General features: G+C 62.2%; 13 protein-coding genes. 3 read left to right on the forward strand and 10 right to left on the reverse strand.

The annotated features are described in order from the left end of the window. Positions 1-91: 91 nt before the first annotated feature. Together ABEA02_RS05995 and ABEA02_RS06000 are read left to right on the forward strand one after the other, a co-directional pair. Positions 92-1672 (forward strand): GDSL-type esterase/lipase family protein, encoded by a 1581-nt coding sequence (locus tag ABEA02_RS05995; RefSeq protein ID WP_345531962.1) that lies wholly within the window; start codon positions 92-94, stop codon positions 1670-1672. Between the two features lie 210 nt (positions 1673-1882). After that, positions 1883-3466: a GDSL-type esterase/lipase family protein gene (locus ABEA02_RS06000; protein WP_345531963.1), complete on the forward strand. Its 1584-nt coding sequence runs from the start codon at positions 1883-1885 to the stop codon at positions 3464-3466. Here the strand turns inward: ABEA02_RS06000 and ABEA02_RS06005 are convergent. The 6 genes from ABEA02_RS06005 to ABEA02_RS06030 form a co-directional block, all read right to left on the reverse strand. Continuing rightward, entirely contained in the window at positions 3459-4025 is a 567-nt protein-coding gene (locus tag ABEA02_RS06005) for a hypothetical protein (RefSeq protein ID WP_345531964.1), read from the reverse strand. The genes ABEA02_RS06000 and ABEA02_RS06005 overlap by 8 nt on opposite strands. Positions 4026-4061: 36 nt before the next feature. Continuing rightward, positions 4062-4559, reverse strand: a complete 498-nt coding sequence (locus ABEA02_RS06010) for a GNAT family N-acetyltransferase (RefSeq protein ID WP_345531965.1) — start codon at positions 4557-4559, stop codon at positions 4062-4064. Further along, positions 4556-5959: a sigma 54-interacting transcriptional regulator gene (locus tag ABEA02_RS06015; protein ID WP_345531966.1), complete on the reverse strand. Its 1404-nt coding sequence runs from the start codon at positions 5957-5959 to the stop codon at positions 4556-4558. Before ABEA02_RS06015 ends, ABEA02_RS06010 begins: the two co-directional genes overlap by 4 nt. Before the next feature lie 13 nt (positions 5960-5972). Next, a complete protein-coding gene (locus ABEA02_RS06020; protein ID WP_345531967.1) occupies positions 5973-6542 on the reverse strand; it encodes a hypothetical protein in 570 nt (189 codons plus the stop codon). After that, complete coding sequence (locus ABEA02_RS06025; protein WP_345531968.1) at positions 6539-7987, reverse strand: HAMP domain-containing sensor histidine kinase; 1449 nt, start codon at positions 7985-7987, stop codon at positions 6539-6541. The genes ABEA02_RS06020 and ABEA02_RS06025 overlap by 4 nt, the downstream gene beginning before the upstream one ends. An 84-nt stretch (positions 7988-8071) precedes the next feature. After that, positions 8072-8812: a hypothetical protein gene (locus ABEA02_RS06030; RefSeq protein WP_345531969.1), complete on the reverse strand. Its 741-nt coding sequence runs from the start codon at positions 8810-8812 to the stop codon at positions 8072-8074. Between the two features lie 238 nt (positions 8813-9050). Between ABEA02_RS06030 and ABEA02_RS06035 the strand changes: the two genes are divergently transcribed. Continuing rightward, positions 9051-10016, forward strand: a complete 966-nt coding sequence (locus tag ABEA02_RS06035; protein WP_345531970.1) for a hypothetical protein — start codon at positions 9051-9053, stop codon at positions 10014-10016. A gap of 41 nt (positions 10017-10057) precedes the next feature. On the opposite strand, the gene ABEA02_RS06040 is transcribed toward ABEA02_RS06035, so the two are convergent. From ABEA02_RS06040 to ABEA02_RS06055, 4 genes are all read right to left on the reverse strand, one after another. After that, on the reverse strand, positions 10058-10864 hold the full coding sequence (locus ABEA02_RS06040) for an HpcH/HpaI aldolase family protein (RefSeq protein ID WP_345531971.1): 807 nt from the start codon (positions 10862-10864) through the stop codon (positions 10058-10060). A 255-nt stretch (positions 10865-11119) separates the two neighbouring features. After that, positions 11120-12349, reverse strand: a complete 1230-nt coding sequence (locus tag ABEA02_RS06045; RefSeq protein ID WP_345531972.1) for an OmpA family protein — start codon at positions 12347-12349, stop codon at positions 11120-11122. 217 nt (positions 12350-12566) lie between these two features. Further along, a complete protein-coding gene (locus ABEA02_RS06050; protein WP_345531973.1) occupies positions 12567-13109 on the reverse strand; it encodes a chromate transporter in 543 nt (180 codons plus the stop codon). Then, complete coding sequence (locus ABEA02_RS06055; RefSeq protein WP_345531974.1) at positions 13106-13654, reverse strand: chromate transporter; 549 nt, start codon at positions 13652-13654, stop codon at positions 13106-13108. The genes ABEA02_RS06050 and ABEA02_RS06055 overlap by 4 nt, the downstream gene beginning before the upstream one ends. Between the last annotated feature and the right edge of the window lie 116 nt (positions 13655-13770).

The following is a 13770-nucleotide window of genomic DNA, read 5'->3' on the forward strand; positions in this document are numbered from 1 at the left end:
GCCGGGCGAACGGGAAAATCGCAATACGCATCAAGACAGTCGGAGGGGGTGGCTACAGCATGCCGCGCGAAGATGACGCCCGGAGGCCGTGATGAGAACAACGATATTTGTCTGCGCTGCAATGCTGTGGTTGGGAGGGTGTGCAATGGATGGTGCCCGCAAGGCATCCGGGCCCGTGTTGACGGGCGTCGTGTCGGTTGGCGGGCCACTGGTGGGAGCCAGTGTCACGGTGGCGGATGCCAATGGCCAGAAGCGCAGTACCAGGACGGATGCTGCCGGTGTCTATGTGATCGACACCGGCGGCCTCGTCGCGCCGGTGGTCGTGTCGGCCGTCGAAGCAGGCAACGACAACTGTACGGACAGTGGTCGCCTGTGGTCGCGTTGCATGGCTTCCGTGCTGGCGACCCTGTCGACAGGCGAGAGCCGCGCCAATATCAATGCGCTGACTGACAAGATCGTGTCGGACGTGGCGCAGGGCCTGAAGTACAAGGGCCCACAAGGCATTGTCAATGCCGGCACCGCCAAGGGCGTGACGGCGGAAGCCGTGCAGAAGGCCACCGAAGCTTTGCGCCCGGTGTTTGCGCAGGCTCTGCGCGACGCCGGTGTTGCCGAGGCAGAGCGCTTCGACCCGGTCAGCATTGCCATGAAGGCGGACCGCAAGGGCGTCGACGCCATCCTCGACGTGCTCGTGCACAACAGGGGTTACGACAACAACAGCGGTGTGCCTGGCGGCACCCTGTTGCTCGATGCTGACTATCGTTACGTCGGCAAGATGGACGCGATCAGCAGCGTCGAGCCGCTGGATCTGAAGTACGCTCAGGCAGCGAAAGCAAAAATCGTCGATCCAGCCTATACGCGCATTGTCATCGTCGGCGACTCGACCGCCAGCACCTACGAACTGGCACGTCTGCCGCGCATGGGCTGGGGCCAGGTGTTCGAGCCCTTGTTCAAGCCCGATGCGAAGGTGAAGGTACTCAACGGCGCGAAGTCGGGCCGCAGTGCACGGGCATTCCTCAACCAGGCCTACTTCGCGCAAATGGCGGCGTACCTGCGTGCCGGCGATTACGTGCTGATCCACATGGGGCACAACGACCAGAACTGCGAGAGCGACAAGAAGGATCGTGGTGCGGCGGACGTCGCCAACCTCTGCACCTATCCCAATGACGCTGCAGGCAAACCGCAGTTCCCGGTGGGCAGGCCAGAGATGTCGTTCCAGAAGACGCTGGAGACATATATCGAGATCGCGCGTGCCAGGGGCGCGATCCCTGTACTGATGACGCCGACCACACGTGTGTGGAACAAGGATCGCAAGGAAGGCTTCCCCGTCGTCCCCAATCACTTCACGCGCCAGAATGCGGCGGGCGGCATTGCGTACGTGGGTGACTACTCGCAGACCATCCGCGATACGGCGCAGGCCAACAAGCTGCCCCTGATCGATATCGAGGCGAAGACCATTCGTTTCGTTAACGCGCATGAGCAGGACTGGCGCGACTACTGGTTGGCGGCTGATCCGGTGAGGTTCCCCTGGTATGCCACGCAGTCGGTCGGCACGTTCGCAAAGCCCGATACCACGCACTTCCAGCAGAAGGGTGCGGAGGCGGTCGCAGCGATGGTTGTCGAAGGCATCCGCGAGACGCCGGAGCTGAAGGCGCTGGCAGCGAAGCTCCGGTAGTTGGTTGCGTCGGCGCAGGGCGCAGCGGCAAATGCGCCGTCAAGATTCCTTTGCTCGAACCAGCATCCGGCGCAGTGACCACTGCGCCCCCCGGACTCACATCACCAACTCATTCCCGCGAAGGCGGGAATCCAGTGACTTTGCAGCGTATCGAGCGACGCTGGATTCCCCCCTGCGCGGGAATGACGGAAAAACAAGGAGACACCAAGCATGAACACCGTTCGCCGGATTCTCGTCACCAGCCTGCTTGCGGCACTCCTCGGCTGCGCAGGTAGCGGCTCAAGTGGCCCGCAACTGAGCGGCGTAGTCGCCATCGGCGGCCCGCTCGCCAACGCCGAGGTGACGGTTGTCGACGCCACGGGGCAGCGCCGCATGACGCGCACCGATGCACAAGGTGCGTACCGCATCGACGCGGCCGGACTCACGCCGCCGTTGTTGATCTCGGCCATCGAGGCTGGCAGCAACCGCAACTGCCGTTACAACGCCATGCTGCGTGCGCGCTGCCTCGCATCAGTACGGATGACGCTCGGTACGGGCGACAACATTGCCAACATCAATCCGCTGAGTGACCGCATCGTTTCCGACGTCGCGGTGGAGCTGAAGTACGTTGGCCCGCAGCAGCTAGTCGATGCGGGCAGGACGACGGGGCTCACGGCCGAAGCGTTGGCGGCAGCGCGGGGGCGCATGTTGGCCGGCTTTCGCAGTGCGTTGCAGATTGCGGGTGTAAAAGACGTGGACGCCTTTGACCCCGTCAGCACGCCCATGAAGGCTGACCACACGGGCTTTGACGCCGTGCTGGATGTCATCAATCACAACCGCAACTACGACAACCCGAGCAGTGAGTCTTCGCACACCGTGCTGACCGATATCAGCTTTCGGCCCATCGTTGGTCTGCAAGGTAACGGGCCTTACGAGCCGCTTGATTTCACCCGAGCCCAGCGCGAACTGAACGAGATCCGTAACGCGAAAATCCGCATCCTTGTGGTGGGCGATTCCACGGCTGCGACCTATGAACTGGAGCGCATGCCCCGCATGGGCTGGGGCCAGGTCTTCGAAGCGCAGTTCAAGCCCGGCAGCGGCATCAAGGTGCTCAACGCCGCGCGCGCAGGGCGCAGCTCCAGGGATTTCTACATGGGCGGCTGGCATCAGCAGATGGCGCGTTTCATGAAGGCCGGTGATTACGTGCTTATCAACCACGGCCACAACGACCAGAACTGCGAGAGCAAGAAGCCGCAGCGCGGGCTGGCTGATGTGGCGGGGCTATGCACTTACCCCAACGACGCCAGTGGCAAGAAGCAGTTCCCCGAAGGCCAGCCGCAGATGTCATTCCAGAACTCGCTGGAGCGTTACATCACTGAAGCGCGCGCTGCCGGCGCCATCCCTGTGATGATCACGCCCACCACCCGCGTCTGGAACAAGGACCGCAAGGAAGGCTTCCCCGTCGTACCCAACCATGTCACCACCGCAAACCTCGGTGCAGGCGGCTTCGCCTTCGTCGGCGATTACAGCCAGACCGTCAAGGACACCGCACGCGCCAACAGCCTGCCCCTCATCGATCTCGAAGCGAAGACCATCGCCTTCGTGAATGCCCACGAGAAGGACTGGAAGGACTACTGGCTCGCGATTGCCGACACCACGAAGTACCCGTACTACGCGACGCAGAGCAGCGGCACGTTCGCCAGGCCGGATACCACGCACTTCCAGCAGAAGGGGGCGGAGGCTGTGGCGGCAATGGTGGCGGAGGGGATTCGCGAGACGGCGGAGCTGAAGGCGCTGGCGTCGCAGCTCAGGTAGATGGGTGTGTTGACCGCAGGGCACGTCGGTACTCTCGGATCGAGTGCCAGACAAAAAGGATGCATAGGCCAAGTGCAAGAAGGCCGATGGCACCGAGCAAGATTTTTGCGCCTGTGGTGTTGTCGGACCGCGTTGTGTTGCTCGCGTCCGGCGCGAAAATTTCTTTGCCGTCCAGCTGAAGGCCGAAGACCTGGATTCGCGTGCCGTCAGAGCTTTGATTCAAGGCGTCCTTCGCCACTGTGAGGCGGGCATTCGTTTCGCCCACTTTAACGAAGCGTTTGTATTCGTCGGCGAAAGCGCTGGGAACGTCGAAAGTCCCTGCGTGGCTTGCGATACCAAAGCGCGTCACCAAGGGGTGGGCACGGTCGTAACGAGAATTCCCGCTCCCTTCAACGTTTAGCCATCTCACAACACCCTCGACATGAGCAAATTCAATTCTCTGTGACGAGTGGCCACCCAAAGCAAAGAAAAGAGTTGTTGCAGCAAGACCTGCGCCGAGTAGAAGTACGAGCAGCGACAGCCATAGGGCCGCTTTCTTGCCTTCGATGGTTTGGTGCAAAGGTATTGCCATACGCCGTTATTAACAGTCCTGTTTTTAAGGGCCCACGCGATCAGCTTCGTCGCGTAATTCCTTCCGCATCATAAGGCATGGAATTTTTGGACCCCATGTCTCCAGCGAAACGCTGACAGCTGCGAATCCAGCGCGTTCGTAAAAGCGCCGTGTTTCGGCGTATTCCGGACTGGGGTGGCTGGCGGCCAGTGTCCGGACATACAAGTGATGCTCGCCATGCGCACGTAACCAGTGCTCAGCAGTTGCGAGAAGTCTGCCGCCGAGTCCTTGCTGGCGGTAGTCCGCATGCATTGCCAGGCAGTAGATCTCGTAGGCGTCTGGCTCCTCGGGCATGGTTTCCAGCGTGAGGAAACCGAGCATCCGCATTGAGTCTCGCACTGCAAAGCCAGATTGTGCGGGCGCCTTGCTCGCATACTCTAGCAAGGCTTCTTCGATACCAAACCAACGCGGCAAGCTGCGCAGTACGGCCTCGCATTCAGCGGCATCCAGTTGCGCAGCGGTGATGATGGGTGAGTCGCTCAAGCGTCGCTCTTGAAAATTCCCGGCTCCAGCTGATGCCGCGATAGCAGGCGGTAAAACTCCGTGCGGTTGCGTTTCGCGAGCCGCGCAGCCTGGCTGACGTTGCCTTCGGTGAGACGCAGCAGGCGCACGAGGTAGTCGCGTTCGAAGCGTTTGCGGGCATCTTCGAAGGCTTCGATGGCGGGATTGTCTTCGTGGACGGCGCGTTGCACGAGCAGGGCGGGGATGATGGGGGTGGTCGACAGGGCGACGGTTTGCTCGATGACGTTGTAGAGCTGACGCACGTTGCCGGGCCAGGGGGCAGACACCAGTAGCTCCATGGCCTCGGGGGCCAGGGTGAGGTTGTCACGCTGGTAGCGTTCGGCGAGTTGCTGCAGGAAGTGGTTGGCGAGCAGTGGTATGTCTTCGCGGCGCTCCGCCAAGGCGGGCAGGGCGAGCGAGACGACATTGAGGCGGTAGTAGAGGTCGTCGCGGAAGCGGCCTTCCTGCCGGGCGACGTCGATATTGCGGTGAGTGGCGGAGATGATGCGCACGTTGGTGGGGATGCTGCGCGTGGCACCGACCGGGCGGACTTCGCGTTCTTCGAGCACACGCAAGAGTTTGACCTGCAATGGCAATGGCATGTCGCCGATCTCGTCGAGGAACAGGGTGCCGCCCCGTGCGGCCTGGAAGAGTCCGTCGTGATCGCGGTGTGCGCCGGTGAATGCGCCTTTGACGTGGCCGAAGAGTTCGGATTCGAGTAGCGCTTCGGGGATGGCGCCGCAGTTGATGCCTACGAAGGGCGCCTTGGCGCGAGGGCTGGCCTTGTGGATGGCGCGCGCGAGGAGTTCCTTGCCGGCGCCGCTGGGGCCCTGGATGAAGACGCTGACCTCGCTGCTGGCAATGAGGCGTGCCTGTTGCAGGAAGTCTTCCATCATCGGGCTGCGGGTGACGAACTCGGCGCGCCAGCTGTCGTCGGATTGTTCGGTGCGGACCGTGGAGGGTGAGGCGCCGGAGAGCTCGACGGCGCGACGGATCTGGCCGACCAGTTCGGCGGCGTCATAAGGCTTGGTGAGGTAGCCGAATACGCCGCGTTGCATGGCATCGACGGCCTCGGGGATGCTGCCGTGCGCGGTGAGCACGATGACGGGCAGGGTCGGGTGATCGCGTCGCACGGCGTCGAACAGGGCCATGCCGTCGAGGCCAGGCATGCGCAGGTCGGTGACGAGGATGTCGGGGCGCTGCATGGCGAGCTGGGCCAGGGCGTTCTCGCCACCGTTGGCGGGATTGACCTGGAAGCCGCTGGCACGCAGGCGTATGGACAGCAGGCGCAGCAGGTCGGTGTCGTCATCGACGAGCAGCACGCGTGGCTGGACGGCTGTGGCGTGGCCGGTGGCGAGAGCGGCTTGGGCGCTGAGACTCATTGCTGACTCCTCTTCAGCGAGCGGGGCGTTCGAGCATCTTTTTCTCGATGTCCCGAATCGCGTCCAGTTTCTGTTGCAGCTGTTCGCTGCGCTTCTGTTCGTCACGCAGCTTTTGCTGCGATTGTGTGGCGTTGTCGTCAGCGCGGTTGCGCTCTTGCAGCAAGGGGATCAGGAGCGCCGCCAGTGGGTGGTTACGGCCGCTGCCATGGGTTTCACCCGGGGCCACATCCAGCAGGGCCAGCGCACGGCTGCGGTCGCCTTGCGGTGTCAGGGCATGAAAGAGGGCCAGGCGCAGTCGGTGCTCTTCACTCTTTTGTGTGGTGTAAACGCGATTGAGGCGCTCCAGTTCGCTGGCCAGTTCGCCAGCGCTCTTTCCACGCCATTGCTGGGCTTGAGTGATCAGGGGCAGAAGCGTGGTCTCGATGGTGCTTGCCGGCTCTGCGTGCGTTGGCGCTGGCGTCGCTGCAGGCGGCGTGTTTGTAGGCCCGGCAGGCAGGAATTCTTTGAGCAGGCTGCAACCGCTGCTGAGGCAGATGCCCAGGAGCATGAGCAGGCGGCAGAAGGCGGTGACGGATGGAATCATTGAGATTGACTGTCGGGCTGTAGTGGCAGGCGCACGGTGATGCGGGTGCCGCAGGGTTTGTTGTCGCGGATGGTGACGCTTCCGCCATGTGCTGTCACCAGCTCCTGCACGATGGAAAGGCCCAGACCGGTGCCTTTGATCGATACGTCGTCGGGTGGTGGTGCGCCTTGTACGAAGGGTTCGAAGACGCGTTCGCGCTGATCGGGCGGGATGCCGGGGCCGAGATCGGCAATCTCGATATGCACGTCGTCATCGACCTGGCGGGCAATCATGTCGATGATGCTCTCTTCTGGGGCGTATTTGGCCGCGTTGGAGAGCAGGTTGTCGAGGACCACGCGCAGCTTTTCGCGGTCGGCCTCGACGGTCAGTCCTCCGTCGTCGGGCAACAGCGACAGTTTGCGTGCGGTGAGTGCCAGCTTCTGGTCGGCCGCGAGTTCCGCGAAGAGCGAGGCGAGCAGGACCGGCTCGCGTTTCAGCAGCATGGGCTTGAAGCGGATGCCGCTGTAGTCGAGCAGGTTTTCGATCAGCTGGCGCAGGCGGCCGGCATTGCTGCGCAGAATGGCGACAACCTCCTGCTGGTCTTCAGTGAGTTTGCCGGTGACTTCGTCGGACAGCAGATGGGTGCCTTCGTAGATGGCTGTGAGCGGCGTCTTGAGCTCGTGCGAGACATGGCGCAGGAAGCGCATCTTCTGGTCGTCCACCTCGGTGAGGCGCAGGCGCAGCCAGTCCAGCTGGTGGCCGAGTGCTTCGAGGTCGCGCGGCCCGCTCACGATGATGCGCTGCTGCAGCAGACCGTCCCCCAGATCGCGGATGCCGCGCCCAAGCTGGCGAATGGGGCGACGGATGAGGACGATGACGCCGCCGACGAGGATCAGCCCGACGGGGATGAGGATCAGCAGCCGCCACAGCAGCTGGGTACGTGCAAGATCTGCCTGGGCGCGCAGGGCGCGGATGTCGCGTTCAATGTGGATGTCGGCGCGTGACAGGACTTCGGCGGCGATGCTGTGCATGTGTCCGAACTCTTCGATGACCTTTCGGGTCTCGGCAGGGGTCAGCTTGTCCCGCTGCAGGCCTTCCCATGCCGTGGCTTCACTGTCGGCGAGGGCGTTCAGTTCCTGCGTCGTGTTGCTGGCGCGTGCGTTCTGCTGCAGTTGCTCGACTGTGTCGATGAATTGCGCGCGTCGCGTCGTGTAGGCGTCGATGAGGCCGCGCTCGCCCAGCACGAGTTGCTGGCGGGCAATGCGGTCCAGGCCCGTGATCTGCTCGTCGAGCTCGCGGCTCAACCGGGTGATGCGTACCGCTTGCGCGATGGCTTTCTCGCTGCGGTCGGTGAGTTTTTCGAGTGCGACGTAGGCATCGCCCAGTGCCAGGACAAGTGGCAGGGCGACCAGGCCGAAGCCGATCAGAAGGAGTTTCAGGAAGGAGCCGGGGTACCTGAGCTGCATGGCGTCATGATGCCAGCCACCCGGCGGGCGCTGGCGCGTAGACGTGCAGAGTCGTGAGGTGCCGCGACGAGCGGTGCCTGCAGCTCAGGCGCGCAGGGCGACTGCAGCGGTGTCGATATCGGCTGTGGGCAAGCCGAGGCAGGCATAGAGCTCTGCCAGCTCACGCTGCAGCAGCAGGCCTTCGCCAGGCTGCTGGTGTTTGACCGTTTCGAAGCCCAGCTCTGAGCGGAACAGCATGGCGTCGGCGTGGGCGCAGGAGACAGTAAGCAGGGTGGCTCCCCAGCCGTGCAGGGTGGGAGCAATGGCGCTCAGCAACAGCGGCAACAGGCTGGCAGGCTGCTCGAACTGGCGGCAGAGGGCCTGGGCGTCGATGTCGGCGACAACGTGGCCGGCGGTTTCCAGGTGCTCTGCTGCGCGCAGGAAGCCATCGTATTGGCGCAGGCTCGTCAGGCCGTCACGGCGCACTCGCCAGGCGCCCAGCGCACCGCAGCAGGGCTTGTGCAATGAGGTGTCTAGCACCAGGGCGACTTGCGCTGCATCGTCATCGCGGACGGCCGACCTGTTCATTTGAGGCCGTTCTGTGTTCAACAGGATTTGTGCCTGCTGGCGTTGCCAGGGGGTGACGGCAAGGCCGCTACGCAGCTTGCCCGCCGCAGTCAGGGTGGTCTGTTCGTCACCAAGACCGCGCAGGAACTCGACGAGCCCCGGACGCGATGCCGCATGACCGGTCCTCAACGGAGGCGCCGAGAGGCGGCTGCGTGAGGGCAGTGTGGGCGGCTTGGTGCCGCTTGTCTCCGGAGGCGTTGTCGAAAAATGGTAGGCCACGATGGTGATCCAGCAAACTTGTCGGACAGTATGTGCAACAAATATGCCCGTTTTTTTACAAGCAATGTAAACATGTACTTACGACGGTCCCGGTTATAACCTTAGGCCTAGATTTGTCGCTCGTTGACGACAGGCTGTACGGCCTTGCAAAGGGCGGGCTTCAACTTCCGTCAAAAGTGGTCGATAGACATCTGGCGGTGACGTCATCCTGCAGGCAGCGACCTGAGGGAGCTTGGTGATGGACACGAAAGGGAGTGCCATGCGGTATCTGATCTGCTTGCTTGCAGGATTGTTGAGTGCTTTGGCCACATCGGCCGGGGCCGCGCCGGATGTGTTCATCCTTGACGCGCCGGTCAATGCCATCGACAAGCGCAATGACTACACGGACAAGCTGCTGACGCAGATCCTGCGCAAGACGCAGGCGAAATACGGCCCTTTCCGCATCGAGTACGCCCCCGAATACATGCAGCGAGACCGTTTGCTGACCGAGTTGAAGAAGGGGGATGTCGTCAACATCACCGCCAAGGCAACGCGGCCGGATTGGGAGTCCAGTGAGTTGATCCCGATCTTCATCCCGGTCGACAAGGGCATTACCGAGTATCGCATCGCGCTGATCCGTCAGGGCGATCAGGAGCGTTTCAGCAAACTCAAGTCGCTGGACGAGTTGAAGAAGATTCCGCTGGGCGTAGGCAATGGCTGGTCAACGCGGCAGGTGTTCCAGAAGCTCGATTTCACCCTGGAAACGGGGTCGGACTGGGAGGGGCTCTACCAGATGCTGATGAGCAAGCGCTTCGACTACTTCCCGAGAGCGCTGTCCGAAGTGTTCGTGGAGTACGACGATCGCATCGGCAGATTTCCCGATATGGCCATCGAGAATTCATTCATGCTGTATTTCCCGCTACCCAAGTATTTCTTCGTCAGCCCGCAGCACCCGAGGCTGGCAAAGCGGGTGGAGGAGGGCTTCAAGATGATGATCAATGATGGCAGCTTCGACAAACTCTTCCTCGATCATCACCGCGAACTGATTGCACGCGCGAGCTTCTGTACGCGCAAGATTTTCCGTATGGAGAATCCGCTGCTGTCAGACAAGACGCCCCTGAATGTAGCCGAGTACTGGTTTGACCCCTTCAGCGGTCGCAAGGGCAGAGCGTCGGCTCGCGCCAGTTGCAACAGCGGCCCGCACGCAGGCGCGCGGGCCAATTGAAGATTCCTTGAGGCCTCATTTGCCCGATGCGGCAACCAGGTTCAGGCCCGCAGCCCTTCGACGATCTGATCTGTAGCCGGCACCAGCGTGCGGAATTTTTCCGCCAGCGTGTCGCAGCTCTGGCGCAGGCACAGTAGATCTGCGCCCGCCACGATCATCGCGGCACCCGCATCAACGCATTCCTGTGCGAAGGCCTGATCAGCGCTGACGATGCCAGCCGGCTTGCCACACGCACGTATGCGGCGAATGGTGTTGAGGTACAGCCGGCGCATGGCGGGGTGATTGGGCTGTCCGAGGTAACCGACCTCGCCCGCCAGGTCTCCGGGGCCGATGAACAGGCCATCTACGCCATCGACTCCGGCAATCTCCTCGAGGTTGCGCAACGCGCTGGCACTCTCGATCTGCACCAGCACGCAGATTTCCTGCGCCGCGCGATTGACATAATCCGTGATCCGTCCGTAGTTGGCGGCGCGGCTTACCGGCGCAATGCCACGGAGTCCGCCTTCGGGAAAACGCACAGCCTGGACGGCGGCCCTTGCTTCCTCAGCGCTGTCGACGTGGGGAATCAGCAAGGTTTGCACACCGGTGTCGAGCAAACGTTTGATGAGTACCTTGTCATTGGCTGCGGGGCGAACTGCCGCGTGCGTGCGGGAGCCTTGCATGGCTTGCAACTGGTGCATGACGGTGAGCACGTCGCCGGGACCATGCTCGGTGTCGATGATCATCCAGTCGAAACCGGATCCGGCCACCACTTCGGCCGAGATGGGATGCGCAAGCAGGGAGAACAGGCCCAGCTGAAGTTGATGCTGGGCGATGGCGGATTTGAATGTGTTTTGTGGCATTTGCATGACTCTTCACCTCTTGAGACTGTAGTGCCCTTGTGGGGTCGGATCGCATGCCAGTACGGGTCACGTCTGCAGCATGTACGCTGACCCAAGCAAGCACGGGGCCAGTCGTTTCATCAAAGAGTACAGATCTGCGATGACAGCAAGTCAGGGAAGAGAAGCACAAAAAGGCCGTGAATCAACAGAGTCGGAGTCGAAGCTGAAAGCAGAGAGGCCAAGCGGGGCAAATGCTCCGTTTGGCCCGGATCAGCAATGCGATCAGAGCTTTGCGCAGTCGGTGAGACGAAACTCGACGCGCCGGTCGATGGCATCCTGCAAGTCATCGGTGCCGGTACCGACGATGTTTTCGGTCCAACCGCGGCCAACGGCGCGCGAACGACGCTGGATCTGGGGGAAGTCCTTCTGCATGATCCGCTGCACGGTTGTAGCGCGCTGCAGGGAAAGCTGGTCATTGAAGTTCGCGCTACCAGTCTTGCTGCTATGGCCAGCGATGATCAGACAGCCCTCGCTGCGTGCAAACAGCTTGGCAATCTGCCGCAGCCAGATGCTGTATTGGGCCCGCAGCTCGTTGTCGTTGACGAAATCGGTCGACGCGACGCCGAAGATCAGCTTGGTGCTGATGTTGTTGTTCTGGTAACCAATATTGACCAGCTGGCCGAAGGCGATTTCGGCCTCGTTGAGTTTGCCGAGGCGGCGATTGGTCTGATAGAGGCCTGCGTAGGTCTTCATGATCTGGCCGTCAGGGCGCAGCGATGCCGTCTTGTACATGCCCAGTGCCTGCTCCAGCTGGCCGGCTTCATAGGCCTTGTCGGCTTCGGTAATCAGCGATGCCGTCGGAAGTGAATTGAAGTACTCCGGATCGGCCTGATTGCCGGGCGCCATCTGTGCCGTCTCGATCTGGCCCGCGACGCGTTTGTCTTTCAGGTACATCGGGCTGTCGGAATAGGACGCCGTCGGCGTGACGTCGATCTTTCTGTCAGCGATCCAGGCTTCCGAACTGGCAACGACCTTGCCCGATTTGCGCTCGACGGCCGCCAGCGCCAGCTTGTACATCTTGTGTTTGTCAGCCGCCTGCTCCGGATTGACCGTATAGAGGATGGCGCCGCTGATGACGTAGCGCGCCGAATCATAGGTCTCGAGGCTCAGTGGCAGCACTGACCACTGACCCTCCGAGATGCGCGTGGCTTCTTCTGCAAGGATGCGTTCGACGGCAAGACTCGACTGGTTGACCTCGGCCGTATTGGCGTCGACGACCGGATCCAGCATCAGTATGGTTTTGCCGCCCAGCCCGGCCATTCCGACAGCACGGCCGGTAATGCCCTCCTGGCGCTTGACCTGCGTGATCAGCGCGCTGGCTGCGGTGCGTACTGCGTCGTTGAAGCTTTGTGGAGCGGCGGTGGCTTTAGGTGCTGATTTGCACGCAGCCAGTTGCACGATGCACAGGGCGGCGAACAAGGCGCAGGACGCACGGAGGAATGACTTATTCACTTTTGGACTCTCTTGTCTGACCTGAGCCCTCATTGCGTCGTTTGCGCTGCCGGGACTCTTGTATGGCGAATGCATGAATGATCGGCCGAGTGTGCCAGCCAACTTCTGCAGCCTCTATTTTAGTCTTGGGACCGCCTGGTCAGTAAGTTCATGGACTTAGGGGCGGCTCCAGTCTTCGGAGCGTTGCTTCGCCAGGGGAAACGCGGTGGTCTTTGCGTCAGGCCTGTTGAAGTAAATGCATGGCCGCTCCAGCGCTGGCTGCGAGCAGTAGCCACCACAGCGGGTTGCGACGCGATGTGAAGCCTGCGATGGCACAGGCCCCGGCAATCGCCAGGTGTGAGGCGTCGATCGCGCTGACGCGGACCAATGCCGTACCGCTTCCCAGAACCAGCCCCGCCGATATCGGCGCCAGCGCGAACTCGATGGTACGGCGCCAGCGCGTACCGCTGAAGCGCTGCCAGAGGCGCCCGACCTGATACGACAGCAGTGCGGGTGGGGCACACATGCCCACCGTGCAGGCGAGAGCTCCGGTGAAGCCTGCCAGTTTCCAGCCGATCAGCGTGACGACAAGGACGTTCGGTCCCGGCGCCGCTTGTGCAATGGCGAACAACTGGGTGAAATCAGCATCCGTCATCCAGTGCCCGGTGGCGACGATGTCCTGGTGTATCTCGGGCAGCAGTGCGTTGGCCCCACCTACCGCCATCAGGGAGTAGAGCGCGAATTGCCACAACAGGGTTGTGGCGCCGGGGGAGTCGTTCATGTCTTGCCCCGAGTAGCGTACCAGCCAACGCCTATGCCGATGGGGGCCAGCAGGAGCAGCACGATGACCAGCGGCAGCTTGAGCCAGACCACGCCGGTCAGCCCCATCAGGGCAATCAGCAGCACTTCTGCGCGTCGCTTCAGGCGGCTCAGCAGGCGTATCCCCGTCGCAAGCACAAGTCCGGCAGCACCAGCCGCAACGGCCTGCAGGATGGCTGTCAGCAGGGCAGAGTCTGCCCATCGCTCGTACAGCAGCGCCAGGCTCAGCACGATGAAGAACGGAGCGCCCAGCAAACCCAGCGATGCGAGTATTGCGCCGGTGGCGCCGTGGAAGCGCTGGCCAACAACCACGGCCACATTGCAGATGTTGGGTCCCGGCAGGCATTGGCCGAGTCCCAGCAGATCGGCGAATTCGTCTTCGGTGAGCCACTTCCGGTCGTCGACCAGCATGCTGCGCGCGTGCGGCAGGACACCGCCGAAACCCGCCAGCCCGCATTGCAGGAAGCCGGTGAACAGGGCGAGTTTGCTCGGGGAATGGGCTTGCACTGGCGTCTCCAGCGGTCCGATGAAAAGGGCAGACGGAATGTACAGGGGATTACGGCGACCACGCTGTCTCCGCGGGAGGCTGCCCGCCCTTGCGGAACCGTGGATGTCTTGATTTG

Origin of the sequence: Viridibacterium curvum (assembly GCF_039544165.1) — a bacterium.
GTDB classification, from domain to species: domain Bacteria; phylum Pseudomonadota; class Gammaproteobacteria; order Burkholderiales; family Rhodocyclaceae; genus Viridibacterium; species Viridibacterium curvum.

Excerpts from the sequence above, each read along its gene's own strand:
- ABEA02_RS05995 (WP_345531962.1), top strand. The coding sequence starts at position 92 with ATGAGAACAACGATATTTGTCTGCGCTGCAATGCTGTGGTTGGGAGGG.
- ABEA02_RS06050 (WP_345531973.1), bottom strand. The coding sequence starts at position 13,109 with ATGAACGACTCCCCCGGCGCCACAACCCTGTTGTGGCAATTCGCGCTC.
- ABEA02_RS06020 (WP_345531967.1), bottom strand. The coding sequence starts at position 6,542 with ATGATTCCATCCGTCACCGCCTTCTGCCGCCTGCTCATGCTCCTGGGC.
- ABEA02_RS06040 (WP_345531971.1), bottom strand. The coding sequence starts at position 10,864 with ATGCAAATGCCACAAAACACATTCAAATCCGCCATCGCCCAGCATCAA.
- ABEA02_RS06000 (WP_345531963.1), top strand. The coding sequence starts at position 1,883 with ATGAACACCGTTCGCCGGATTCTCGTCACCAGCCTGCTTGCGGCACTC.
- ABEA02_RS06035 (WP_345531970.1), top strand. The coding sequence starts at position 9,051 with ATGGACACGAAAGGGAGTGCCATGCGGTATCTGATCTGCTTGCTTGCA.
- ABEA02_RS06025 (WP_345531968.1), bottom strand. The coding sequence starts at position 7,987 with ATGCAGCTCAGGTACCCCGGCTCCTTCCTGAAACTCCTTCTGATCGGC.
- ABEA02_RS06015 (WP_345531966.1), bottom strand. The coding sequence starts at position 5,959 with ATGAGTCTCAGCGCCCAAGCCGCTCTCGCCACCGGCCACGCCACAGCC.